This is a genomic window from Candidatus Koribacter versatilis Ellin345 (assembly GCF_000014005.1).
Taxonomy (GTDB): Bacteria; Acidobacteriota; Terriglobia; order Terriglobales; family Acidobacteriaceae; genus Korobacter; species Korobacter versatilis_A.
Genome location: NC_008009.1, coordinates 4,454,846 through 4,479,640, shown reverse-complemented (window position 1 = coordinate 4,479,640; position 24,795 = coordinate 4,454,846). Strand labels below are relative to the sequence as shown.

26 protein-coding genes are annotated in these 24,795 nt (G+C 56.9%); 20 read left to right on the top strand and 6 right to left on the bottom strand.

Features of this window, described 5'->3' with window-relative positions:
- The 4 genes from ACID345_RS19650 to ACID345_RS19635 are packed head-to-tail and all read left to right on the top strand — an operon-like array spanning position 1 to position 3,774.
- Complete coding sequence (locus tag ACID345_RS19650; RefSeq protein ID WP_011524591.1) at positions 1–1,290, top strand: nucleotide sugar dehydrogenase; 1,290 nt, start codon at positions 1–3, stop codon at positions 1,288–1,290.
- A 5-nt stretch (positions 1,291–1,295) separates the two neighbouring features.
- Positions 1,296–2,582: a glycosyltransferase family 4 protein gene (locus ACID345_RS19645; RefSeq protein WP_011524590.1), complete on the top strand. Its 1,287-nt coding sequence runs from the start codon at positions 1,296–1,298 to the stop codon at positions 2,580–2,582.
- A gap of 32 nt (positions 2,583–2,614) precedes the next feature.
- The gene (locus tag ACID345_RS19640; RefSeq protein WP_011524589.1) at positions 2,615–3,217 is read left to right on the top strand and encodes a D-sedoheptulose-7-phosphate isomerase; all 603 of its coding nucleotides are present in this window, start codon (positions 2,615–2,617) and stop codon (positions 3,215–3,217) included.
- Entirely contained in the window at positions 3,214–3,774 is a 561-nt protein-coding gene (locus ACID345_RS19635) for a hypothetical protein (protein ID WP_011524588.1), read from the top strand. The genes ACID345_RS19640 and ACID345_RS19635 overlap by 4 nt, the downstream gene beginning before the upstream one ends.
- A gap of 21 nt (positions 3,775–3,795) precedes the next feature.
- Here the strand turns inward: ACID345_RS19635 and rfaE2 are convergent, their stop codons facing one another.
- Positions 3,796–4,497, bottom strand: coding sequence for a D-glycero-beta-D-manno-heptose 1-phosphate adenylyltransferase (gene rfaE2 / locus ACID345_RS27440; protein WP_408609947.1), 702 nt, complete (start codon positions 4,495–4,497; stop codon positions 3,796–3,798).
- A 475-nt stretch (positions 4,498–4,972) separates the two neighbouring features.
- Between rfaE2 and ACID345_RS19625 the strand changes: the two genes are divergently transcribed.
- The 4 genes from ACID345_RS19625 to ACID345_RS27270 are packed head-to-tail and all read left to right on the top strand — an operon-like array spanning position 4,973 to position 7,646.
- The gene (locus ACID345_RS19625; protein WP_041855904.1) at positions 4,973–5,596 is read left to right on the top strand and encodes an HAD family hydrolase; all 624 of its coding nucleotides are present in this window, start codon (positions 4,973–4,975) and stop codon (positions 5,594–5,596) included.
- A 46-nt stretch (positions 5,597–5,642) separates the two neighbouring features.
- Positions 5,643–6,212: a hypothetical protein gene (locus tag ACID345_RS27280; protein WP_228370679.1), complete on the top strand. Its 570-nt coding sequence runs from the start codon at positions 5,643–5,645 to the stop codon at positions 6,210–6,212.
- Complete coding sequence (locus ACID345_RS27275) at positions 6,184–6,981, top strand: glycosyltransferase (RefSeq protein ID WP_011524584.1); 798 nt, start codon at positions 6,184–6,186, stop codon at positions 6,979–6,981. Before ACID345_RS27280 ends, ACID345_RS27275 begins: the two co-directional genes overlap by 29 nt.
- Complete coding sequence (locus ACID345_RS27270; protein WP_011524583.1) at positions 6,978–7,646, top strand: cupin domain-containing protein; 669 nt, start codon at positions 6,978–6,980, stop codon at positions 7,644–7,646. The genes ACID345_RS27275 and ACID345_RS27270 overlap by 4 nt, the downstream gene beginning before the upstream one ends.
- A gap of 18 nt (positions 7,647–7,664) precedes the next feature.
- Here the strand turns inward: ACID345_RS27270 and ACID345_RS19610 are convergent, their stop codons facing one another.
- Positions 7,665–8,075: an EamA family transporter gene (locus ACID345_RS19610; protein ID WP_187148866.1), complete on the bottom strand. Its 411-nt coding sequence runs from the start codon at positions 8,073–8,075 to the stop codon at positions 7,665–7,667.
- A 469-nt stretch (positions 8,076–8,544) separates the two neighbouring features.
- On the opposite strand from ACID345_RS19610, the gene ACID345_RS19605 reads away from it, so the two are divergent.
- The 12 genes from ACID345_RS19605 (at position 8,545) to ACID345_RS19555 (ending at position 19,023) form a co-directional block, all read left to right on the top strand.
- Positions 8,545–8,724, top strand: a complete 180-nt coding sequence (locus ACID345_RS19605; RefSeq protein WP_041855903.1) for a hypothetical protein — start codon at positions 8,545–8,547, stop codon at positions 8,722–8,724.
- The gene (locus tag ACID345_RS27050; RefSeq protein ID WP_187148865.1) at positions 8,721–8,894 is read left to right on the top strand and encodes a hypothetical protein; all 174 of its coding nucleotides are present in this window, start codon (positions 8,721–8,723) and stop codon (positions 8,892–8,894) included. Before ACID345_RS19605 ends, ACID345_RS27050 begins: the two co-directional genes overlap by 4 nt.
- 62 nt (positions 8,895–8,956) lie before the next feature.
- Entirely contained in the window at positions 8,957–9,880 is a 924-nt protein-coding gene (gene rapZ / locus ACID345_RS19600) for an RNase adapter RapZ (RefSeq protein ID WP_011524581.1), read from the top strand.
- 70 nt (positions 9,881–9,950) lie between these two features.
- Positions 9,951–11,831 carry an ABC transporter ATP-binding protein gene (locus ACID345_RS19595; RefSeq protein ID WP_011524580.1) on the top strand — a complete coding sequence of 627 codons (1,881 nt, stop codon included), beginning with the start codon at positions 9,951–9,953 and terminating at the stop codon, positions 11,829–11,831.
- A gap of 4 nt (positions 11,832–11,835) precedes the next feature.
- Positions 11,836–12,726, top strand: coding sequence for a YicC/YloC family endoribonuclease (locus ACID345_RS19590; RefSeq protein WP_011524579.1), 891 nt, complete (start codon positions 11,836–11,838; stop codon positions 12,724–12,726).
- Positions 12,723–13,076, top strand: a complete 354-nt coding sequence (locus ACID345_RS19585) for a hypothetical protein (protein WP_011524578.1) — start codon at positions 12,723–12,725, stop codon at positions 13,074–13,076. The genes ACID345_RS19590 and ACID345_RS19585 overlap by 4 nt, the downstream gene beginning before the upstream one ends.
- A gap of 49 nt (positions 13,077–13,125) precedes the next feature.
- Positions 13,126–13,827, top strand: coding sequence for a guanylate kinase (gene gmk, locus ACID345_RS19580; protein ID WP_011524577.1), 702 nt, complete (start codon positions 13,126–13,128; stop codon positions 13,825–13,827).
- 13 nt (positions 13,828–13,840) lie between these two features.
- Positions 13,841–14,074: a DNA-directed RNA polymerase subunit omega gene (gene rpoZ, locus ACID345_RS19575; protein ID WP_011524576.1), complete on the top strand. Its 234-nt coding sequence runs from the start codon at positions 13,841–13,843 to the stop codon at positions 14,072–14,074.
- Positions 14,075–14,154: 80 nt separating this feature from the next.
- The gene (coaBC, locus tag ACID345_RS19570; RefSeq protein ID WP_041856958.1) at positions 14,155–15,378 is read left to right on the top strand and encodes a bifunctional phosphopantothenoylcysteine decarboxylase/phosphopantothenate--cysteine ligase CoaBC; all 1,224 of its coding nucleotides are present in this window, start codon (positions 14,155–14,157) and stop codon (positions 15,376–15,378) included.
- On the top strand, positions 15,378–16,199 hold the full coding sequence (locus ACID345_RS19565; RefSeq protein ID WP_011524574.1) for a uracil-DNA glycosylase: 822 nt from the start codon (positions 15,378–15,380) through the stop codon (positions 16,197–16,199). The genes coaBC and ACID345_RS19565 overlap by 1 nt, the downstream gene beginning before the upstream one ends.
- Positions 16,200–16,204: 5 nt before the next feature.
- Entirely contained in the window at positions 16,205–18,646 is a 2,442-nt protein-coding gene (gene priA, locus ACID345_RS19560) for a replication restart helicase PriA (protein WP_011524573.1), read from the top strand.
- A gap of 116 nt (positions 18,647–18,762) precedes the next feature.
- On the top strand, positions 18,763–19,023 hold the full coding sequence (locus tag ACID345_RS19555; protein ID WP_011524572.1) for a hypothetical protein: 261 nt from the start codon (positions 18,763–18,765) through the stop codon (positions 19,021–19,023).
- Between the two features lie 51 nt (positions 19,024–19,074).
- On the opposite strand, the gene ACID345_RS19550 is transcribed toward ACID345_RS19555, so the two are convergent.
- The 4 genes from ACID345_RS19550 to ACID345_RS19540 all read right to left on the bottom strand — a co-directional run bounded on the left by ACID345_RS19550 (position 19,075) and on the right by ACID345_RS19540 (position 24,788).
- The gene (locus tag ACID345_RS19550; protein WP_049761981.1) at positions 19,075–19,563 is read right to left on the bottom strand and encodes a prepilin-type N-terminal cleavage/methylation domain-containing protein; all 489 of its coding nucleotides are present in this window, start codon (positions 19,561–19,563) and stop codon (positions 19,075–19,077) included.
- Between the two features lie 142 nt (positions 19,564–19,705).
- Positions 19,706–20,230: a L,D-transpeptidase family protein gene (locus ACID345_RS19545; RefSeq protein WP_011524570.1), complete on the bottom strand. Its 525-nt coding sequence runs from the start codon at positions 20,228–20,230 to the stop codon at positions 19,706–19,708.
- 80 nt (positions 20,231–20,310) lie between these two features.
- Positions 20,311–20,484 (bottom strand): DUF5522 domain-containing protein, encoded by a 174-nt coding sequence (locus ACID345_RS27045; protein WP_187148864.1) that lies wholly within the window; start codon positions 20,482–20,484, stop codon positions 20,311–20,313.
- Complete coding sequence (locus ACID345_RS19540; RefSeq protein ID WP_011524569.1) at positions 20,481–24,788, bottom strand: DEAD/DEAH box helicase; 4,308 nt, start codon at positions 24,786–24,788, stop codon at positions 20,481–20,483. The genes ACID345_RS27045 and ACID345_RS19540 overlap by 4 nt, the downstream gene beginning before the upstream one ends.
- Positions 24,789–24,795 lie beyond the last annotated feature (7 nt).

Sequence of the window (24,795 nt, the reverse complement as noted above, 5' to 3'; positions counted from 1 at the left end):
ATGAACATCTCTATTGTGGGTCTGGGATATGTAGGTGCAGTTTCAGCGGCGTGCCTGGCGAGCCGAGGGCACAATGTCTGGGGCGTGGATATCAACGCCGACAAGGTTGCTGCACTGAACGAAGGGAAGTCGCCGATCATCGAGCCAAAGCTCGCTGAATTGCTCTCTGCGGCGGTTTCGAGCGGCAAACTGCGCGCCACGTGCGACATGTCCGAAGCTCTCGCACAAACAGACATTTGCTTCGTCTCGGTTGCGACGCCGAGCCGGAAGAACGGCCAGATCGACGCCGGCCACTTGCTGCGGGCCTGTCAACAGATAGCGGATGTTATCAAGTTGCTAGATCGCAAACAGGTCATCGTCATCCGGAGCAGTGTGCTCCCCAGTGTTTTCGAAGAGGCGACGAAGCTGTTCGCGACGCATGTGCCAGGGTTGGCAGAACTTTGCATCAATCCGGAGTTTTTGCGTGAAGGCTCGGCGATTGCCGACTACGAGAACCCACCTTTTACGGTGATCGGTACTGACAAGCCGGAGGTAGAGAAAATGCTCCGCGACTTGTACTCCGATCTCAGCGCTCCGGTGTACGTTCTTGGCGCTAAGGAAGCGACGTTGGTGAAGTACGCCAGTAATGCCTTCCACGCTCTCAAAGTCGCATTCGCGAATGAAATCGGAGCGGTCTGCCACGAGAACGGTATCGACGGTGACGCTGTAATGGAAGTGTTTTGCAAAGACAATAAGCTGAACATCTCTCATCGGTATTTGCGCCCTGGCTTTGCTTTTGGTGGTTCCTGTCTTCCGAAAGATGTGCGTGCCCTCCTCTATGCCGGCAAGGTTGCGGACATTGAGTTGCCATTGCTGCGCGGCGTGTTGGATAGCAACGAGTGCGTGATTGAGCGTGCGTTCGACGCGATTCTCGAGACAGGTGCTCGTCGCATCGGTCTCGTGGGCTTAAGCTTTAAGAAGAACACCGACGATCTCCGCGAAAGCCCATTCGTTGAACTGGCGGAGCGCCTCGTTGGCAAAGGACTCGCCCTGCGAATCTATGACCCGAATGTCTCCGTGGCACGCCTGGTGGGCGCGAATCGTGAGTACATCCAACAGCGATTGGTGCATCTTTCCTCTCTGCTCACAGAGTCGATCGAAGAACTCGCTGTAGCGTGCGACCTCATCATTATTGGGCACAAGTTCGAAGGCGTCGAAAAACTTCAGGCCCATCGCGATCGATATCACATACTCGACCTGACCGGTCCATTCGCACTTCATCCACGGCAATCGGCTGCCAAGGCAGGATAGCGGGGATGGCGAAAAACAAGCAGCGGAACATCCTGATCATCGTCCAGAACCTCCCCGTGCCCTTCGACAGGCGGGTTTGGCAGGAGGCCACGAGCCTGCAGCGCGCGGGCTTTGGGGTGACCGTCATTTCTCCAAAGAAAAAGATCTATAAGAAGACCCATGAGATCCTGGAGGGAGTAGAGGTATATCGCTATCCGCTCATCTATGAGGCAGACGCCGGCGTTCTCGGATACTTCGTGGAGTTTGTGTACTGCTGGCTGGCGACTCTGTGTTTTGCGGTGATCGCATACGCGCGACGGCCGTTTCATGCAATTCATGCGTGCAATCCGCCGGATACGTACTTCGCGTTAGCGCTGCTCTTTCGCATCTTCGGGGTGAAGTTCGTCTTCGACCATCATGACCTCTGTCCGGAGATGTTCGTAGCGAAGGGCCGCTCGAAGCAGGGAATTCTCTACAAGGGTCTTCTTTTTCTCGAAAGAAGGACCCTGCGTTCCGCTGACATGGTGATCGCTGTGAATCAGTCACATTTTGATATCTCCGAGCAGCGCGGTGGAATCCGGCCCGAAAGAATCGCGATTGTTCGCAGCGGCCCGCGGCGCGCATGGGCCGACTTGGACGCGACAAAGCCGGAGTTGAAAAACGGCCGGCAACACATGGTCACGTATCTCGGAGAAATGTGTAAACAGGATGGCGTGGATATCCTGCTCGAATCAATCGCTCATTACAAATCCAAGTATGGCGAATCCGACACGCTCTTCGTCTTCGTGGGAGGGGGCCCGGATCAGCAGCGCTTGCGCAATCTCGCAACCGAGATGGGTCTGCAAGGGATGACTCACTTCACGGGGCGTGTTTCCGACGAAGACCTTTGGGCGTACCTCTCAACCAGCGATGTGTGTGTGGATCCTGATCCCCTGACGGAGTGGAGCAATCTCTCGACGATGAACAAGATGATCGAATACCTGGCGTTTGGCCGGCCGGTCGTGGCGTTCAAACTGCGGGAGCATTTCAACACTGCGCAAGACTGCGCACTGTACGTGGAACCGAACGACGAAAAGAGCATGGCTGAATCCATACGCAGCCTGCTTCTGAATAGTGCGCTTCGCCAGGAAATGTCGCAGAAAGGCAGGGACCGCTTCCGAAGCGATCTGGCCTGGGAGAATTCGGAAGTCGTTCTTGTAGCGCGATATAGCGAGCTTTTGGGCTATCAGCCGAGTGGCTATGCTACTGCGCAACTGACAACCAAGAAACCCCTGCCTGACGATCAACTCCAAAGGGCACCCGAGGTACCGTGAAGCAGAATCCGAGTACGAGCGGAACAAGGGACATGACAAAGCCGGAACCAACCACTGTAAATTTATTCACGATTTCGCTGTCTGATCACATTCGTGCGATCGAGCAAATGGCTTCGAGCCTTCCTCTCCTGCAAGAGATTGCCGACTCACTGATCGAAGCGATCCGGCGAGGTGGAACGATTTTCTGGTGTGGTAATGGCGGAAGCGCGGCAGATGCCCAGCACATGGCCGCCGAACTTGTCGGCCGCTTTCGACGCGAACGCCGCAGTCTGGCGTCCCTCGCTTTGACAACCGACACATCGATTCTCACAGCGCTGGCAAACGATTATTCATACGACTACGTTTTTGTCCGGCAGGTCGAATCCCTGTGTCGTAAAGGAGATGTTCTGATTGGCATCTCTACGTCCGGCAATAGCGCAAACGTATGTAACGCACTTCAAAAGGCTAAGGAGATCGGTGCCTATACGGTCGCAATCACTGGGGGCAGCGGTGGTAAGATGCTGCAACTGGCGGATGGATGTTTCCTCGCACCTTCGAAGGAAACTGCCCGCATCCAGGAGTGTCACGAATTGGCCCTGCACATGATTTGCGATTGGGTTGAGCACGCTTTCACTGAGGACAAGAACGAGAAATGATGCTGCGCGTGCTCGCCGAACGACTCAGTGGAGTGCTACTTCTACTTTGTGTCAGTACCCAATTTGCCGGTGGACAGGGCCAGACCGCACCGGTGGTTCCCGTGCCAGGTGCGAAAGTTTCTGCCGCCAAGCTGACGACTGAACAGCGATGGATTCGTGATGTGCTCATGCTGACGCGCGCAACTGTGTTCCAGGCAGATGGCCACGGAGCGTACTCACGAGTCACGTTTCACTACTCCGGAGTTCAGTTCCCTAAGCCTTGTGAGGTTGTCTTCGTGGAACACAAAGACATCGCTGGCACGAATCGATTTGAGCACAGCTTCCTCAACGTCTCGATCCCATTGCACATTAGCGGGCAGTCACACAGCGTTCAACGCTTTAGCAGTATCTACCCGCCGCAGCCGAACATGAGCTATACCCAAGACGCTTGGGTCCTACAGCCGAACGGCGAAACTGCGAATCCGAATTTCCCATTTGTCATGGAAGGCTCCGAAACAGCTGAGAAACTGTCTCAATCGCTTGCGGAAATGGCTAAGAAGTGTCCTGCCGGTAATTGATCTGACTTGTTCAATTTCTAACTACTTTCCCGAAGTCGTCATCTTCGATATCAGGCTCGTCGTGCTGAAGCCCGGGACCGTGGGAACAATCACCACTCGCCCATTCCACGACTTCACTTCCGCTGCACCGACGATGGTTTCCTCCGAGTAGTCGCCCCCCTTAACGAGAACGTCGGGCTGTAGTGCTTTGATGCACTCGAGCGGAGTAGATTCGTCGAAGATCGTAACAGCATCAACCGACGCAAGGGCGGCGAGCAGCTTTGCGCGCTCCTTTTCGCCAACCAGTGGACGGGACTCGCCCTTCAGCTTGGAAACCGACTTGTCGCTGTTGATGGCGACAATCAGTCTGGTTCCCAAGCGGCGCGCTTCTTCCAGCAACGTCACGTGTCCTACGTGCAGCAAATCGAAGCAGCCGTTCGTGAAAACGATGTGGTCTCCGTTTGCACGCCATGCGCGGGCGCGGGCAGCCAGAGCTTCGCGTGTGAGGATCTTGTCGCCAAAGTGGGTCTGTAACTCGACCGACAGCTCAGCTATGAGTTCGTGCTGGAGGATCGGCGCGGTGCCTACCTTTCCGACAACGACGCCAGCGGCGAGATTCGCGAGCTCAATGGCGTCGATGGGCGCCATCCCAGACGCCAATCCAGCCGCGAGAGTCGCAATCACCGTATCGCCGGCACCCGACACATCGAACACCTGCCTCGCACGGGTTGGACGATGGGAGATTGCAGCCGTTTCGACAAGAGCAATGCCCTAATCGCTCATGGTCACCGTCAAGTAATCAACAGCAATCTGTGCCAACTGGCCTGTGCCGCAGTCAGTAGAGAATTGAGATCGTGCGCTGGGTGGTCCACAAACCGCGAAAGTTCGGCGAGGTTGGGCAAATTGATTGTGGCAATTGTTGCTGCGGAAGGGCGAACCGGAAGAACCTTGAGCGATCTTTAAGCCGTCCTCGTATTCTCCCAATCCTGTCCTGAGTCCTCTGTGTCGAGAGGCAGGCGTGCCTTCGAATTGAGGCGGAGTACGCGTGCGACAAGCAGTGATAGCGTTATAGATAACGTCAGCCAACCCAACGTCATCAACATGAACAGTCTCACACTAGCACTGGATGCGGTTGGCGCCAAGGTGGTTGGATACGCATCCCATCCTATGCTCGGCATGGGAACGCCCGGCGCGGCATAGCCCAGCTGTAAACTTGGAAATGCCCAAACCCCAACTCGTTCTCCCGCCCGGCGACTTCCAAGCGTACTTGTTTGATTGCGATGGTACCGTCGCTGACTCGATGCCGCTTCACTTCATCGCCTGGACCGAAGCGCTTTCGGAGTGGGGCTGCCTCTTTTCTGAGGAACGTTTCTACGAGTGGGGCGGCGTGCCGATCGTCGAGATTATTGAGAGGCTGGGGCGGGAACAACACATCACGATGCCTATCGCGGATGTCGCGAGGCGCAAGGAACAACTCTACTTCGAACATTTACCGAGGTTGAAAGCCATCCCCGAGGTGCTCGAGCACATTGAATCGCACTGGGGTCGCATTCCGTTTGCCGTGGTTTCCGGCAGTACCCGTGATTCCGTCGAAGCTTCCTTAAGAATGATCGGTCTCATCGAGAAGTTCAAAACTCTTGTGTGCGCCGGGGACTACACGAAAAGCAAGCCCGATCCTGAACCGTTCCTGATGGCCGCGCAGAAGCTGGGAGTGCCGCCTGAAGCATGTCTTGTATTCGAGGACACGCAAATGGGAATCGACGCTGCGCGAGCTGCGGGGATTGCATGGGTGAGAGTGCCAGATCCGCGCACGCGTTCCAACAGCGAGGCAACGAAGCTGTGAATTTGCAACTTCATCGATTACACTGCTTGGACTCTCAAGTATCCGAGTGAAGAATAAGGCTGATTCGGGAGCACGACCAACCATGCGCGAGAAGAAGGTCATCGCGTTCTTTCCAGAGGCAGCTTATGGGCCTGCTTTAAATTCTGTCGGTATCGCACAGGCTTGCAAGGCGCTTGGGCACGACCCCGTCTTCCTTACCGCCCCGGACATGGCTGGTACGTACTCGGGGTATGGATTTCCCGAGCATCTCGTGAACATGGCTCCGCCGATGCCTGCCGAAGAAGTTGCGCAGTATTGGCAGAACTTCATCAACGGCCACATTCCGAACTTTGACAAGTCGCCATACGAACAAATTGACAACTATGTGCGGGACTGCTGGGACGCAATTGTCGAGACTGCACTCTGGGCGCAGAAAGATTTGCCGCGGGTTTTAGGCGAGGTCAAGCCAGATCTCATTTGTGTGGACAACGTCATCCTGTTTCCCGCGATCAAGCAGTTTGGCAAGCCCTGGGTGCGGATCATCTCATGCAGCGAAAACGAGATCCCCGATCCCATGATTCCGCCGCACCTTTCGGGGTGTGGCGAGAATGGATTTCGTGTGTTTCCGCAAATATGAAACGCGATTTAACGAAGTGATTGGGCCAATTCATGCGCGGTTTAACGCTTTCCTCGCGGATCATGGTGAAGCAGCGTACCCAGTTGGCCAATTCTTCGAGGCGTCTCCTTATCTCAATTTGCTGTTGTATCCCGAAGCGGTGAAGTTCCGCCGGTCGCAGCCGCTCGATCCCGCACGATTCCAATACCTGGAAGGATGTGTTCGACAAGAGCAGGCGTACACAATTCCGCAATTCAGGAGTAATAGCGATAAGCCGCTCGTGTACGTCAGCTTCGGTTCTCTTGGCTGTGGCGATACGAAGACGTTGCAGAAGCTGATCGGCGCCTTGGCCCAATTGCCAGTACGTGCTCTGATCAACGTGGGCGGGTATCTGGAAGCGTATAGCGATGTGCCGGGGAACATTATTCTCGACAGGTGGTTCCCGCAGCCGTCGGTGATACCTCAGGTAGATGCGGTCATTCATCATGGCGGAAACAATACCTTCACGGAATGTCTATATTTCGGCAAACCGTCGATCATCATGCCGTACGTGTGGGATGGACACGACAACGCGACGCGCGTGCATGAGACCGGCCATGGAATCAAGATGCATCGCAACCATTGGACATTCGCCGAACTGCGCTCGAACCTTACGACGATCCTTACCAGCGAGTCGATGAAGCGACAATTGGCAGCCACCAGTGGCCAAATGCGTCAAGCTCCTGGACCCGCTAAAGCGGCAAAATTGCTTGACGGCCTGCTGGAGCGGCACTCGGTGCAAACGGCATGAGAGTGAACCTGGAGTCGTCAGCCCCGCACATCTCGCCAGCGAAAGAATGGCTGCACGCTACCCATGAAGAGCGGCTCGTGCTCTTCAAGAACAACGAATTGGAAGTCGGCCTGCGCGAGTTGAGGTCGGGTCCGTTTCACTCCGAACGTGACACGGTTTGTTATTTCCAGGGTGGCGCCGGAAGGTTCCTCTCAACCGATGCCGAGCAGATTGCCATTGAGCCTGGAACTCTCGTCCACTTCAAAGAAGGATGGAGTGGCACGCTGAATTGCTCCGAACCGATGATCGCGAGCTACATGAGCTGTGCCGGTGGCCGAAGGGACTCGACGCCGGTCTTGCGGGATGCAATCCATGCAGCGCCTCTGAAAGACTGGGGAACGATTCCTACGATGATCGAGGGAGTCTCTCGGACTGCCGGCATCTTACTCAGTCGCGAGCCAAACGGTCGTTCGGAATCCGGCATTTGGACGTGCACTGCGGGTATTTGGCGGTGCGAAGTTACCAGCGACGAGTACTGTCACTTCCTCGATGGAAGCTGCACCTATACGCATGACAGTGGTGAGCAGATTGAGATCGAGCCCGACACCCTGGCATATTTTCCGGAAGGCTGGAAAGGCCGCTGCGAGGTACGTCGCACCATACGCAAGGTGTACATGATCCGCTGATTGTGTTCATTCTGAGAATCACGACGCGAGAAGCGCACACGCAACTAACGCGAACACAATTCCTAAGCCTTCTTTCAGCGACACCTTTTCATGCAGGAAAATCACGCTCAGCAAAATCGTTACTACTGGATAGAGCGCTGAGAGTGTCACGACGGTTGACGCTTTTCCGTTCTCGAGCGCGGCGAAGAAGGTCAGGAAGCCGACGAAGGTGAAGAACCCGGCTAGGAACGACCATGTGAATCCCGGGCGCGACCATTCGATGTGAAACCTCTCCAGAAGCAAGACCACGACGGCGAACGCGAGCACGCCCGCTGATTGGAAGAGCAGTATTTGCCTTGGCTTTGAGTAAGCCGAAGCCAACTTGCTGAAAACTCCCCACACACCCCACATCAAAACCGTCAGTAACGCGTAGAGATACCAGGTCTTCACGGAGTCTCCGATTCGAGATGATTTGGCCCGCACGTTTTCCGCGCTGTCGTTTGCGAGTTCCGGCATTATAGCCGTCCGCTGCTCGGGAACAACCGTTATCCAGAGGAACCCGACTCTTAGCGTCTGGACTGCTCCCGCAGTCGGGTGTCCCGAATCGGGCAGTCAGAAAGAAAATTGACGCTCGTCGAATCAGTTCGGTGATGGAGTGATTCAAGCAAGCAGTTGTGCCGGAGGTCGGCTTGATTGCGACCTGTCCCAATCCGAACTGCTCGACCCCCCTTCGTTCCTTTGGACGAGGCAACGGTCTGATCGTGGTGGACGTAGAAGACGGCGATTGGGGCACGAATCGTCCTTTTCCGCGAAGACATCTCTTTTGGCTATGCGACCGGGACGCGCCACCCCTCGATATAGCCGTTCTGAACGGCACACGCGTAAGCGGTACGGCAAAGCACACACGAAAAGAGAATTCATGAAAGACACCTCTTCAGCCATCGACAAGAGACCTACGCGAAGGACAAAGCGGAGTGCCGCGGCCTCCACCAATGCGCAGCCTCGCGAAGACGCGGATTTCATGGAACTCGATGATTGGGCGGATGAGGACGACGATTTCTTCGACGACTTCTTCCCCGAGGAGGTAAAGCGGCGTTGACCGCGAATGCTATGTTCGAAAGCCTGGAAGAAGACATCAGGAAAGTGGACAACGATACGACCGACCGCCAGTCACACTTCCTTCGTGTCCTGGGATTTCTGGCAATAGTAGGAGGCATCACCGTCTTGGTGATCGGCGCACTCTGGGCCGGCATTCGATACATGGAATAGCGGCACCGCCCAGAGAGTATCGCTCGCCTACCCTCGTCCCCGTAGAGTAGGATGTCCCAACCATGCCGCTTCGCAAGACAAAGAAGAAGAAGGTGTTGCCGAAGAGCCCTCGGGCGCCAAAGCTGCAGCCTTCGGAATTGGTGATCATTACCGGGTTAAGCGGTTCCGGTAAGGCCTCAGTGCTCAAAGCCTTTGAGGACCTCGGATATTACTGCGTCGACAACCTGCCCGTGGATTTGGTTCCGCAGTTTGCTGATCTGGTTGCCGACTCACCGGAGATCAACCGCGCAGCTCTCGTATTGGATATCCGTGAGGGTCAAGGCCTCGATCGACTACCCGCCACGCTCCGCTCCGTCCGCCAGATCGTGAAATCAAATGTGGTTTTCCTTGAGGCCGACGACGAAATTCTTCTCCGCCGGTTCAGCGAGACTCGAAGGCCCCATCCCCTCGGAATCTCGATGCCCGTGAAGGCGTCCATCGAAAGTGAGAGGCGGCGTCTTGCTCCGATCCGGAAAGTGGCGGACATGATGATCGACACCTCAAAATTCAACGTTCACGAATTACGGGCGCTGATTTTCGATCGCTTCGGGCATGCACGCACTCAGGATCATAAGAAGATACTGGTCTCATGCGTGAGCTTCGGATTCCGCAAAGGAGTGCCTGACGATGCCGACCTCCTGTTTGATGTGCGGTTCCTGCCGAACCCCCACTTTGTACCTGAATTTCGGCCATTTACCGGGCGTCATCCAAAGGTCGCGAAGTATATTCGATCGTTCCCGCAGACGCAGGAGTTCATTAACCGCATCTCCGAACTTTTGGTTTATTTGCTGCCGCACTACATCAGCGAAGGGAAGAGCTATTTAACCATCGCGTTCGGATGTACCGGCGGCCAGCACCGCTCGGTCATGATTGCCGAAGACGTAAAGAAGCGTCTTGCAACCGCAGGCTACAACGTAAAAGTCGTGCATCGCGACTCGCCAAAATAGGCGTTTCCGCCACACTCCTTTAAAATAGAGTGAGCACTCTTTTACACGCTTGGCCTATTGAGGACGCTGCATGCGCCAACTGAAACCTTTGTTGCATTACCTTAAGCCGTACTGGTTTCAGGTGGGTGTCTCCGTAATACTCCTCGCGTTTGTGGGGCTGCTCCAAGCCTTTCGGCTCTTACTCATCGGCCCGGTTTTCCAGCGCGTTCTCCATCCCTCGATTTCGAACGAAGAAATCGCCCTCTTCAAGCTGCCGGGAACCCACTACGTCTTCCATCTACAGAAAGTCGTGCCGGATGCGCTGCATAACGACTGGACCGTAGTCGCATTTGCGCTCGTTGTCTCCACATTGCTGAAAGGAATCTGCGACTACGCCGGAACCTATCTCGTGAATTATGGCGGGTTCGGCATGGTTACCGATCTGCGCAACGACGTTTACGACGCCGTATTGCGACGCTCGGCGGCATTCTTCTCGAAAAATGCGACTGGCAAGCTGATCTCGACCATCATCAACGACATTGAACGCGTGCAGTTCGCGATGTCGAGCGTGCTCGCCGAGATGATGCAGCAATTCTTCACGTTTTTCTTTACCGCTGCCGTCGTGGTGATCAACGGACGGAAGCTGTCATGGATCCTTCTCATTTTCCTACCGATCATCATCGGTTCGAGCCGAAAGGTCGGCCGCAGTGTTCGCACTACGACCCGCAAAGGACAAGACCGGCTCGCTGAGATTCAGAACATCCTGCATGAAACGATCACTGGCGTCCGAATTGTCAAAGCCTTCGGGATGGAGTTGTGGGAAATCCTTCGCTTCCGTAGCGCGGCGAAGCGCTTGTTCAAGGCGAACCTTCGTTCTGTGAGTGCTGCCGCCATAAGTTCGCCCTTGATGGATGTACTTGGCGCGATCGCGGTGGCTTTGCTCCTCCTGGTGGGGCGCCAGCAGATCAAGACCGGCTACATGGATCTTCCGCAGTTCATGACCTTCATCGTGGCAGTCTTCAGCCTTTACGATCCAGTCCGCAAGTTCGCAGGTTTCTATAACAACTTCCAGCAGGCCATCGGCGCCTCGTCGGGCATCGTGGAATTCATGCATGCCGAAGATGAGGTGCGAGAGAAGGCTAGTGCTCGCGAGTTGAAGCCTTTCGAGAAGACGATCCGCTTCGATCATGTGAGTTTCGCCTATGGGAGCGATGCTGATTGCCGCGAGATCCTGCGCGACATCGATTTTGCGGTGAAACGCGGTGAAGTTCTTGCGATCGTTGGCTCCAGCGGGGCAGGCAAGACCACTCTCGTTCATCTGCTTCCCCGATTTTTCGACGTAAGTTCCGGAGTCGTGACCATCGACGGCCAGGACATTCGTGATGTGACCGTAGCTTCATTGCGCAAGCAAATCGGCATCGTGACGCAGGAAACTATCCTGTTTAACGACACGGTGCGCAATAATATTGCCTACGGTCAGCCGCACGTCTCGCAAGAGCAAGTGGAAGCAGCAGCGAAGGCCGCCCTCGCCCACGACTTCATTCTGAATCTGCCGGAAGGCTACAACACCATCATCGGTGAACGGGGCGTGCGATTGAGCGGCGGCGAGCGCCAACGATTAGCGATTGCTCGGGCAATCCTTAAAAACGCGCCAATACTCATCCTCGACGAAGCAACGTCCGCGCTGGATGCCGAAAGCGAATCTCTAGTCGCTTCCGCGTTGCAAAACCTGATGACAGGACGTACCGTGTTCGTCATCGCTCACCGTCTTTCGACGGTTCGACGGGCGGACCGCATTCTGGTACTTGAAAAAGGCGTAATTGCGGATTCTGGGAGCCATGAAGACCTCATGTCGCATCTCGGGACCTACCGCAAGTTGTATGATCTGCAATTCGTAGATTTTGACGGAAGCAACGGCGAAGCGAACGGCCATGCTGTGCACGTTCCGCTCCCCGACACTCGCACGACCTAAAACTATGGCCATTCGATCGATGACCGGATTCGCGCAGGTGAAAGGTCAATTCAACGACCAAGTCGCCTTCACGATCACTCTGAAGTCCGTGAACCACCGCTTTCTCGACCTCCATCTCAGGATGCCCGCTGACAGTGATGCGCTTGAGATGAAGATTCGCCGCACCTTCAAAGAGAAACTCCATCGCGGACATGTGGAACTTACTTTGGCGATGGAACGCTCCGACGGCTCTTCGCTGGCCGTGAATCGGCAATTGGTCGGTGGCTACGTAAATGCATTTCGCGAAGCCGCTCGAGAATTTTCCGTCAGTGCTGAGCCTGACCTGGCGGCGATTCTGAAGATGCCGGGCGCCATGAGCGGATCGACCATCGATCCCAACGACGAAGCACTCGAAGCCGCAATTCTAAAGAAGCTCGACGACGGCATTGCGAAACTCGACAGCATGCGTGCTGAAGAAGGCGCGGGGATCGTCCGTGAACTGCGAGAGCGGATGGGACACCTCCAGCACGCAACCGACGAGGTCGACAAGCTTCGGTCTGCCATGCTGCATGCTCATCTCGAAAAAATCCATGCCAGAATGCAGGAACTCATCGGAAGTCACGCCGACAAAGACCGCATCCTTCAAGAGGCTGCGATGTTGGCAGAACGGTCTGACATCCAGGAAGAACTGGTGCGAATGAAAAACCACATCCAGCACTTCCTTGGCTTGCTCGATGCACCCGGTGAGGCGGGCAAAAAGCTCGATTTCCTCCTGCAGGAAATGAACCGCGAATCAAACACCTTGCTCTCCAAGACTTCCGGAGTCGCCGGCGAAGCGCTGCGTATCACACAGTTCGGCCTGCAGATGAAAAGCGAGATTGAGAAATCGCGCGAACAGGTGCAGAACATCGAATGATCTCCTGTCGCCTGGCGGCGTGCCCAGAAAACTTAGGCGACGGTGAGTCCTGGAGTTTCTACCTCATCAACGATGGGAGTGAGTCGATCGATGGCGGCGTTCTGGAAGCGGTTGAATGGGAATGGGGCGATATCCCCAAGTCAAAACTCATGTCTGTCGCGATACCCGATCTTCCATCTGGCGGTCACATACGAATCTGGCGAGACGATGGGGAGATCCGGGTGACGATCAAAATTCGCCTCCGGTCTGCTGGACAGGAGTCATGGCTTGAGTTCGAGTTTCCAAAACTCTATATCCAGAGAAATCTCAAAATTATTGCAGGTTTAGGGAAAATTGGGTGGCAAGCCTGAAGTGTTCTCGCATTTGTAGCTTTCGATATGGACAGGTACTGACTCTCGCATGAGCGGCACTATCTTCATCATCTCCGCGCCTTCAGGATCCGGAAAGTCGTCGCTGGTGAACGAACTCCGTCATGTTGTTCCGGGCCTCGAATTCTCAATTTCTTATACAACACGTGCTCCCCGGGGAAGCGAGCAGAACGGTCGGGAATACTTCTTCGTCACGCGCGAGAAGTTCGACGCGATGCTCGCTGCCGACGAATTTCTTGAGCATGCCGAGGTGTTTGGCGAATGCTATGGGACTGCGAAGCATTTCGTGACCGAAGCTTTGGCCCGCGGAAACGATCTGGTCCTGGACATCGACGTCCAGGGCGCCGCGCAACTCAAGGTCAAACTGCCAGATGCAGTCGGCATTTTTATCCTGCCACCCTCCCGCAAAGAACTGGAAGCGCGGCTAAAGCGACGCAATCTCTCCGACCACGTAGCGCCCGAGGTCATCGAGCGGCGTCTCAAGGGCGCAGGCAAGGAGATTGAGAATTTCAGCCATTATGACTATATTCTCGTGAACGACAACTTCGAGACGGCCGTGGAACAGCTTCGGGCGATCGTGCTCGCAGAGCGAATTCGCCGCTCCAGCACACAGATTTCCGAAGAAAATCGGGCTATACTTGAAGCCGCTGAGTGCTGTATCCGCAAAAATGCGATGCAGCGAGTGCAGTCGATTTTGGATTCGTTTAAGGATGCAACGGACCCCCAGCCGTGAATGGAGCAGTTCCATGAAGCTGATGACCGGTTTCGACAGCAACTATCGATATATTCTGGTGGCCGCACGTCGCGCCCGCCAGATCCAGAATGGCGCCCATCCGACGATCGATACGCAGACCAAAAAGTCCTGCCGGATCGCCGAGGAAGAAGTAAAGGCCGGCAATATCCAGTGGTACATCCCTGAGAAAAAGACGGCCGCCGAGATTGCCAAGGAGCAACTCGACCAGGCGATACCGGACGCCTAGACTCCACGTCAGCTTGAGACTTTCCTGGCTCTGCGGCATCGAAATCTAAAGGGCACGGGAGTAGTGTGCTGGGCAAAAAGATGAAAATCGCATTGGGAGTGACCGGCGGAATTGCCGCTTACAAGGCGGCGGAAGTCCTGCGTCTTCTACAGGATCGCGGCGTGACGGTGCAGGTCATAATGACCCGAGCCGCCCAGGAGTTCGTCCGCCCGTTGACGTTTGCAGCACTCTCCGGCCAGAAGGTCATTACCGAGATGTTCGGTGAAGGGAACGCGGAGCCGAATGTGGACTCCGCCGTCGAACACATCAGCGTGGCGCAAGGAATCGATGCTTTGCTGGTTGTTCCCGCGACTGCCGATAGTCTCGCGAAGTTTGCCCAGGGCATTGCCAACGATTTCTTGTCCACGCTCTACCTCGCCACCGCGGCTCCCGTGATCGTCGCGCCGGCGATGAACGTGAACATGTGGGAGCACCCGGCGACCAAGATTAATCTTGAAACGCTACGAGCTCGCGGGGTCCACGTAATCGAGCCCGGTGCTGGGTACTTGGCCTGCGGTATGGTCGGCGCCGGCAGGCTCGCCGAGCCCGAACACATCGCCACCGAAACCATAGCGATTTTAGGTATTTCTCAGGATATGGTCGGCGAGACGGTGCTCGTTACGGCTGGGCCCACCTACGAGCCAATCGATCCCGTACGGTTCCTCGGCAACCGATCCAGCGGCAAGATGGGCTACGCGATTGCGGAAGCGGCGATTCGTCGTGGAGCGCGGGTTGTCCTCATTACCGGCCCAACCGCACTGAAGCCTCCGTCTGCGGCCGAAGTTGTTCCGGTCGAAACTGCAGAGCAGATGCGCAACGCCGTCATGGCGCACTTTCCCGACGCTGACGTTGTCATCAAAACTGCGGCGGTCGCCGACTACACTGCCAAGCACCGCTCTGACCAGAAGATCAAACGCAAGGGCGAGATGATGCTCGATCTGGTTCCGACGACCGACATCCTCGCCGAATTGGGTCAGCGTCGCGTAAAGCCGGCGCAAGTAATTATAGGATTCGCAGCCGAAACCCAGGACGGCGTGTCCAACGCCCGCGAAAAATTACGCAAGAAGGGCGTTGATGCCATCGTGATGAACGATGTCTCGCGGGTGGGATTAGGGTTTAGTTCCGACCGCAATGCGGCGACCATCGTCACAGCGAGCGAAGAGATTGAAATCCCCGAAATGACGAAGTTGGAGATGGCCCAGCGGGTTCTCGACCTCGCCGTGAAACTGCGCGCTTCAATCAGATCCGAGGTCACTTCCCGCTAATGGCCCGAACCTTGGATCAGAATGCTCTGTCCGCTCGTCTGGAGTTCTATCGCGAAATGGGGATTTACGGCCTCTATCGTCGGCCCGTCGATGCGACAGCTGTCAGCGAAAATCCCGAAACGCCGGACGAACAATATTTGCCCAAGAAAAAAGAAGTCACCGTCACAGCCGAAAAAACGTTGAACGTTCTCCAGCCGACGCTCTCGAAACCCGATGGCTTGAAAGCAATCCGGGAAGACCTTGGCGATTGCACCCGCTGTGTGCTGCATAAGCAGGGGAGAAAGCAAATCGTCTTCGGTGTAGGGAACCCGAGTGCCGAGCTCATGTTCGTTGGCGAAGGTCCGGGCGCGGACGAAGACGAACAGGGAATTCCCTTCATCGGACGAGCCGGCCAGTTGCTGACAAATATGATCACGAACGGCATGGGGCTGAAACGAGAAGATGTTTACATCGCGAACGTTGTGAAGTGTCGTCCGCCCGGAAATCGCACTCCGGAACGCGAGGAATGCGATACCTGCTCACCGTTCTTGTTCCGCCAGATCGAAGTCATCCAGCCAAAGATGATCGTAGCCCTTGGTGCCGTGGCCGCGAAAACGCTGCTCGGAGTGAATGAGGCTATGGCCCGGCTTCGCGGGCAGATTTACGATTTCTCGACGCCCCGCCGGCCCGGCAGCGATCTCTACGACGGCAAACTGGTCGTCACTTACCACCCCGCATACCTGTTGCGCGACCCCCGACAGAAGTCGGAAGCATGGAAAGACCTCCAGATCGTGATGCGCTATCTCGGGATTCCCATGCCAGCGAAGAAATCCGCCGAGTAGCGGCGATGGCGCGCTTCTGTGATGTAGCCCTGCCGGTACCACTCGACCAGAGTTTCACCTATCGTTTTGAAGGCGCTGAACCTGCCGTTGGCGTACGCGTAGTGGTGCCGTTTCGCCAGCAGAAGCTTTCCGGCATCGTCGTGGCCGTTCATGACAGCCCTCCGTCGGTAGAGGCCAAGCTTATTCTGCGCGTGCTCGACACCGAGCCCGTCCTCAATGAACAACTGCTTGAACTCGGCCGCTGGATTGCCGGCTACTACATCGCGCCAATCGGCGAAGTGTATCGAACGATGCTGCCCCTCAATGCCGAGTTTCGCCGTGCTCACGGCTATCGCATTACCGAGAGGGGCCAGGAAGCCCTCTATGCGTCCGCTGAAATCGGCTCGTCCCTTCGCGCAAAGAAAGATACCGAGCATCAGATGCTCGAGTATGCCGTGCTCAACCACCTTGCGGATGGGGAAGTGGTGCGCGAGCAATCGCTCCGAAGTGCGACCCAGGCCTCGCGAGAAATCTTTCGCACCATGCTCAGCAAGAAATGGATCGACCGCGAAGATCTATCCGCAGTGCGTGATGCCACGCGAACCGTTTCGGTGGCTGCACTAAAAGAGATCACTGGCAAGATAAACGCCAATCAGGAAGCCATTTTGTTGGCGCTGAAAGCGGCAGGCGGCAGGCTTCGTGTGGACGCCATGCGCGATCTGGAAGCCAACGGAAAGCCCGTTCCACGCAGCACGCTCTCGACCTTGGTGAAACGCGACATCGTCGAGATTGTCGAAGAGCCTGCCGGTTTTCGCATTTCCTCTCTCAAGCCGCGAAAGTTGGAATTCCTCTTCACGCCCGCGCAGCAGGATGCCCTACGGTTCATCAACACCGGCGTTGATTCCGGAAAGTTCACCTCGGCGCTGCTTCATGGCGTCACCGGGTCCGGCAAGACGGCGGTGTATTTGTCAGCCATGCAGGAAGTGCTCGGCGCCGGCCGATCAGCAATTCTGCTCGTGCCGGAAATTGGTCTAACGCCAGCCGTTGCTGCCGACCTCCACGAGGTCTTCGGCGAGCAAGTGGCAATCCTGCACTCCGGTCTGTCAGACGATGAACGCGCTGAGCAATGGCACCAGATTCGTCGCGGCGAAAAACGCATAGTGGTCGGAACCCGCTCCGCGGTCTTCGCACCGGTGAGTGATCTCGCTTTGCTCATCGTCGACGAAGAACACGATCACTCCTACAAGCAGGAGGAAGTTCCCCGTTACCATGCTCGCGACGTAGCTGTCGTTCGCGCCAAGATGGCCGGAGCGACCGTAGTTCTCGGTTCCGCCACGCCCTCAATGGAAACCTACTTTAACGCGGAGAAAGGGAAATACGCGCTCCTCTCTTTGCCGGGCCGGGTCCAGGCTAGGCCATTGCCCGAGGTCGAGGTCATCGACATGCGCCTCGAATTTCAGGAAACCGGCCACGAATCGGTCCTGTCGAGGAAGTTGGTCGAAGAGGTGAACGAGCGACTCGAACGTGGCGAGCAGGCGATGATTCTGCTGAATCGCCGTGGTTTCGCAAACTTCGTTCTCTGCCGCGCGTGCGGGAAGACGATCCAGTGCCGCAACTGTGCCATCGCGCTCACCTTCCACAAACGAGACCGCAAACTGATGTGCCATTACTGCGGCTATCTCGCACCCGTTCCGCGCACCTGTCCGGAGTGCCACAGCGAGCATATTCAGTTCTTTGGGATGGGCTCGGAGAAACTGGAAGAACTACTGCACGGAGCGTTCCCGAAGGCGCGTATTGGCCGCCTCGACCGCGACACCGTTCGAGGTCGCGACGACTTGGAGAACATCCTGACCGCCCTGCATCACGGAGAGATCGACCTTCTCGTCGGAACCCAGATGATCGCCAAAGGGCACGACATCCACGGCGTGACCTTAGTCGGCGTTGTCGGAGCGGATGCTGCGCTCGGAATGCCGGATTTCCGAGCGGCGGAAAGGACCTTTCAGTTGCTCACCCAGGTCGCCGGACGCGCCGGACGCGGGAACACTCCAGGCAAAGTGCTGATGCAGAGCTATCACCCCGATCACTACGTGGTTGATTACGCCGCAAAGCATGATTTTCAGGGGTTTTATGAGAAGGAGTCTCGCCTGCGCAGCTGGATGCACTACCCGCCCTACACCAGCCTTGCCAATGTTCTCGTGAGAAGCGATCGTGTGAACAACGCACTGACATGGTCCGGACTTATCGGTAAGTGGTTTGAAACCGTTCCGCACGAAGGCGTCAGGGTGATGGGACCCGCCGCCGCTCCAATCGAGAGACTCAAGAACGACTACCGTTATCACTTCATTCTCAAATCTAGGTCGCGAGAACAGCTAAATAGCGTTTTACGCGCTCTGATCGCGTTTTCCTCGGCCAAAAAGATCCCTCGAACTGCGGTGATCGTCGACGTTGATGCGCTCAGTCTGATGTAGTAGGAACACGCGGGCGCGTGTACACCATGCAAAAGCTGCCTATCTGGGCACAACTTGGAGGGATTAAGGCGGGTTTTGAAGACGTGCCCGCGATTAGTGGGGCGTAGAATCGCAAAATGCCAACGAGTCCGTTACCAGTAGCATTGCTCATGCCCGGATATTTCCCGCTCGTTGGCCACGCCTGTGTCTATGACTACATCACTGTGCGCTGCCCATCCTGCAAGGCGACGTACATCCTCGCCCTACCGCGCATACCGAAATTCTCCGGCACCGTGCACTCGAAGGTAGATTTTCTTCGATCTGCATGGGGAGCGTGTGGCGACCATCCTTCTGAAATCACCGTCGAAGATCGCGCCGCGGCCCACGCCGCCAGCTAAAAAGAAGAGCCTGCGCTTTTGGCGCAGGCTACAGATATTTCGCTTTCCGATCTACTGCAGCGGGTTGTCGGTCGAGGTCGCCGAGCCGCTCTGGTTGTACCGGATCACACCCGTGTGGTCAGTGTAGAAACCACGCTGACCGCTGGAGCCAACCGTTACCGGGCTGGCCTTCAAGGTGAAGGTCGTCTGCGGAGTCGCAGCCGTGCCGCTAAGGACAAACGTATAGCCGCTCTTGGTGCCGGCGCCAAGCACGTTATCAATCAGGCAAGCCTGGGTCGAGGTCGCGCCGGAACCGCCCGTGGCGCATGTCCCCGTCGGTCCACCCAGCCGCGACAAAGTGAGCGTGAAGCCCACGTCAGGATACGCGGACGAATATGTAACTTCCGCTGTGTTAATGGTGCGAACCGAGCCGACAGCCGATGCTTCGTTGGCAGCCATGCGGGAACGCAGCAGGTTCGGAATTGCGATCGCAGCAATGATCAGGATGATCGCAACCACGATCAAGAGCTCAATGAGAGAAAAGCCTTTTTGTTTCTTCAACTCAAAATCCCTCCGCTTAATCTTGGGGAGACTAGCGGGACAATTGCTAATTGACAACTACTTTACCTGAATGGCACGTAGGTGGGAAGATGCCGCGAGTAACTATTGTTTCAGACCAATTGGTAACACTAAGGGATATCGCTTACGGGCGAATTTCCACCGGGGTGCCGACCCTCACCAACGCCCAGATCTCGTCCATTTCTTCGTCGGTTACAGCAATGCAGCCTTCGGTCCAGTCGTGAAGAAGGTGAAGTTTGCCAATGAAACGCTCGCCGTTGGGAAGCCCGTGGATCATGATGTCTCCTCCGGGACTGACCTTTTGTTCGCGAGCCCTTTGCAGATCGGTCGCATTGGGGTACGAGATTCTCAAGGACTTGTAGTAATGACTGTGCTCGTTGCGGCCTTCGATAAAGTATTGGCCTTCAGGAGTGCGGTGGTCGCCTTGCCGCGTTTTCGGCCCGACTGGCTGACCGCCTAACGACACCTTGTACTGGTGAACCAGCAAGCCACTCCGGTACAGCGCCATACGGTGCGCTGATTTCTCGATCACAATGCGGTCCGCGGGTTCCTCGGCCGAAAGTGAGAGAGATGCCCCGATCACGACGAACATCACGAGCGTCGCGGCCGAAATTCGCGCACTTCCCCGGAACTGCCTCCCGATTTCCATTCTGCCGGAATATCATCGCACCTCCGTCAAGAAAGGCGGAATAGCAGATTCAACACCGGAGTGCATGGACGAGTGGGGTACTAACCCTCCGGTGCTTGCTTGTCGGAGTCTTCCTTCTTGAACCCATACGGGCAGTGGCGGCAGCCGGATCGGCAGCAATAACCGCGACGCTTGAGGAATTCCGCAGTGAAAACGACCAACCCGTTCTCCATGTAATAGTCGGTTGATTCCGTTTCCGCCATGTCGTCGGTCATAGGGCCATTGCCGCGGTCTGGCGGTGCTCTTCTGCCAACGGAACGCCATCGCGGTACGTTACCGATCTGTAGCCGATTGCGGGAATGCGTTCTCCTGGCACGATGATTCCCACGAGGTTAAGGGGATCGGCGGCCGAGACAGTGACCGTCTCTCCATTGGCCGGCAGGTTCCGCAATGCCCTCAACGACTCGACTGCTTGCGGCAAGGCGAACTGCTCACCAAGGAACCCTGCTACGAAGCGTCCACCACGAATCTCGCCCCGATCTTCCAGTCGCCGGAATGCGATCTGAAGTTCTCGCCAGCGCGGCAGATTCGACTCCCGAGTCAGAAGATCGCGAAATACCACACCGTAGCGACGCAGCAGCATACGGCAAACGGCTTCCACAGATTTTTCCGGCGCGACAGAATCGAGTGGGTGTAACACGCACCACCGGCCAGAAGTATGACGCGGCCGAGCACTGCGTTGTCCGCCCGGTCCGGAACGGCGCTTCGGATCGATGAGGGAGCGAAGATTGTCGAAGCCGTCCGCAGTGACTAATCCTGCGGCAACCAACTCCCAAAGACCGGTTTCGGCCTCTGCCTTGGCGCAGCCGACGCTGCGAACGATGTCGGCAAAGAAGCATGCTCCCCGCTTTCGCAGCAAGTCGAAGACCTGTTTTCCAATGGGGCTGAGCACTCGCTCCAGTTGCTCTTCTTCGCGTCGTGGAACCATCCAGTCTGCGTCTTCGCGAACGAAAAACGTAATCGGCGCAACACTCGTGGGAACGATTCGCCGGGTTCCTTGCGATGAATCCTCGAGCGTTGCCGGATGCGGAGACAGGCGTCCCCAACCGACTGCACCGGTCAGACTCAACGCGTCCAACCATTGCGGATCGTATTGGCGAACGCGACGAGAGAGAACTTCGCGTTCCCATGAACTCGCAGGGATCTCGAAGCCCTGGAGTTGTTGGACGACCTCAAGTAATCCGCGTTCCCCGAACGTTTGGGTGCCCTCTGCGACATGCTGCCAGCGCAGCAGCCAGCGCATGAACTGCGCTTGCGATACCGGTTCAATCGCTTTCCGTAAGGTGGCAACGGTCAGCCGGTGAATGCGGGCGAGAAGACGCCGCTCGCACCATTCCGTCTCGGTGCTGTCGCCGGTGAACTTGCCGCGAAGAATGGTACCGGAAGCTTCCAATCGTAAGAATGCCTTCTCGATTTCAGGCTGAGGAGCGCCCAACGTCGTTCCGAGAGTGGATGTCGTGACCGGACCGGCATGCATCATCCATCCAGTTGCGGCGGCGAGCACAGCGTCGTCCACATTAATGTCCGACTCGTCCAGCGTCGGGACCGCGGAGTCCCAGCTTGCAGTTGGGAAGATCTTCGCGAACAGCCGCGCGCGTTCAGCTGCGACCCAGTAACGCGCGCTATCGGCTTCGGCGACGAACGCTCGGTTCGATTCGCGTAGACGCTCGAAGAACTGCTGCCATGCAGCGTTCTGGCGCCATCCGGGAAGGTCAATGAATTCCGGTACGACAACCAATGTGTGCAGCATGTCGTGGAGTTCATCGGCGTCGCGAACGTCGGGTCGCGCTTCCTCGCACACTTGCTGAATCGCGGCACGATCCAGCCTACCGACTTCCTCCAGAACGCTATCCGGCAACACACGGCGCATGCTCACCGCGCGGGCGCGCCGCTCTTCGAGGGGAGCATCATCCAGAAAGGCGTAAGGATTTGCATTCAGGATCTCGTGCGAGAACACTGACGGTACAGGCGTATCCACTGCGAGCGTCTTCACGGTTCCATCTCGCAGATTGCTGACCAATTGCATGAGGCCATCGAGGTCCATGGCTTCGTGCAAGGTGTCTTTCATCACTTCCTTGATGAGCGGATGGTCCGGGACCTTGATGTCTCCCTCGATGTTTTCGAAGCAGGCAGCAACGTCGGGGAAGACAGATGCGAGGAGATCGTCGCTGCGAATACGCTGAATTTGCGGCGGAACTTTCTTGCCGTTCTGGAAACGCAACAAGGCGAGTGAACGGTTGGCATCCCAGCGCCAGCGCGTTTTGAAGATCGGCGATGCCAACGCGGCTTGCTCAAGAATCTCCGGCAATGTCTCCGGCTGAAGAAACTGGAAAACATCGCTCAACGGAAAGCTATGCTGTTCGGCCAAGGCGATGTTCAGGCCGTCGTCCGTCGCCGCGGCTTGCAATTCGAAATTGAAGGAGCGACAGAAACGCTTGCGCAGCGCCAAGCCCCACGCCTTGTTGATGCGTCCGCCGAAAGGAGCGTGGATGATCAACTGCATTCCGCCGCCTTCGTCGAAGAACCGTTCCGCGATGATCGTCTGCTGGGTCGGTACATCGCCAAGCACCGCACGGCCCGTGACAATATGTTCGATGATCTGCTCGGCGCCCGACTGGCAGACCCCGCATTCACGCTGTAACCACTCGATTGCTTGCGTGACCTCTGCAGTGGGGGTGATGCCGCGAATTCGCCTTGATTCGCCGGCCACTTCTTCTTTGTGAAGCGGCTTTGTCGTAGGCGTCATCTCGCTGACGAGGCGGCGCAACTCCGAGACGTGTTGGGAAAGTTCAGCAGTGCGGGCGGGCGCTTCGCCGCGCCAGAAGGGCACTCCCGGGGGTTGACCGTGCGCATCTTCGACGAGAATTCTCCCGACATTGCCTTCAATGCGGCGGATCTTCCATGAGGTGTTGCCGAGCAAGAAGATCTCGCCTGCCATGCTCTCGACTGCGAAGTCTTCATCTACCGTGCCAACGACGACGCCTTCGGGTTCAAGCACGACGGTGAACAGCGCCGTTTCCGGGATCGCTCCTCCGCTGGTGATGGCCGCCAACCGTGCGCCTCGTCGTGCCCGCAGCTTGCGATTCACGCGGTCGTGATGGATGTACGCGCCATACCGTCCACGCTTGGCTGCGATGCCTTCGGAGAGCATTGCGAGAATCTCTTCGTACTGTTTCCGGTCGAGATCGCGATACGGATAGGCGCGCCGCACCAGGTCGAACATCTCGTCTTCGTCGCACTCTTCCGCGGAGCACGCGGCGACGATCTGTTGCGCGAGGATGTCGAGTGGCGCTTCGGGGATGATGATGCGGTCGAGATCGCCCTGGTGGATCGCTCGTATGCCGGCGGCGCATTCCACGAGTTCGTCGCGCGTTGTGGCGAAGATGCGACCTTTGGGAATCGCGCCTCGCCAGTGGCCCGCGCGTCCGATTCGCTGCAATGCCACGGCAATCGACCGCGGCGAACTGATCTGGCAGACGAGGTCCACGAAGCCGACGTCAATTCCTAACTCGAGAGATGCGGTCGCGACCAGTGCTTTGACCTCGCCATTCTTCAGCTTGGTTTCGGCGGCATGGCGCAGTTTTCGCGATAGGCTGCCGTGGTGCGCTGCAACATTTTCTTCGCCCAGAATCTCCGCGAGGTGCAGGCAGAGTCGTTCGGAGAGCCGTCGCGTGTTGACGAAGATGATGGTCGAACGGTGCTGGTTTACGAGGTCGGCCAAGCGCTGGTAAATCTCGTCCCACATTTCGTTCGAAGCCACCGGGCCGAGTTCCGTGTTCGGTACTTCGATGGCGATATCGAGTTGGCGGCGATGGCCGACATCCACGATCGCCGGGTCGGGACGGCCGCTACCGGTGAGGAAGTGCGCGATCTGCTCGATCGGTTTTTGCGTCGCGGAGAGTCCAATCCGCGTCGGCGGCGTGATTGCTAGCTTATCGAGGCGCTCGAGGGAAATGGTGAGGTGAGCGCCGCGCTTGTCGTCGGCGACCGCGTGAATTTCGTCCACGATCACCGTTCTGACGTGACGCAGGTTTTGCCGGCTCCGGTCGGCGGTGAGCAGGATGTAGAGCGACTCCGGCGTGGTGACCAGGATGTGCGGAGGCAGGCGCAACATCTTGATGCGCTCGCTCGCCAAGGTATCGCCGGTGCGGACCGCGGTGCGGATTTGCGGAAGCAAAATTCCACGTTCTCCCGCCATCTGCATGATCTCGCCAAGCGGAACTTCGAGGTTCTTCTGAATGTCGTTGCCGAGCGCTTTGAGCGGGGAAATGTAGACGACCTCGGTGCAGTCGCGGAGTTCGCCGTTGAGAGCTTTGCGGACGAGCTGGTCAATGCAAGCGAGGAAGGCCGCGAGGGTCTTGCCGGACCCGGTGGGAGCGGCGATGAGTGTGGTGCGGCCAGCGAGGATTTGCGGCCATCCGGCGACTTGAGGTTCGGTCGGCGTTCCAAACTTCTGAACGAACCACTCCTGGACGAGCGGATGCGCCCATTGCAGCGACTCTGGTACTGCGTTCCCCACGATCCGG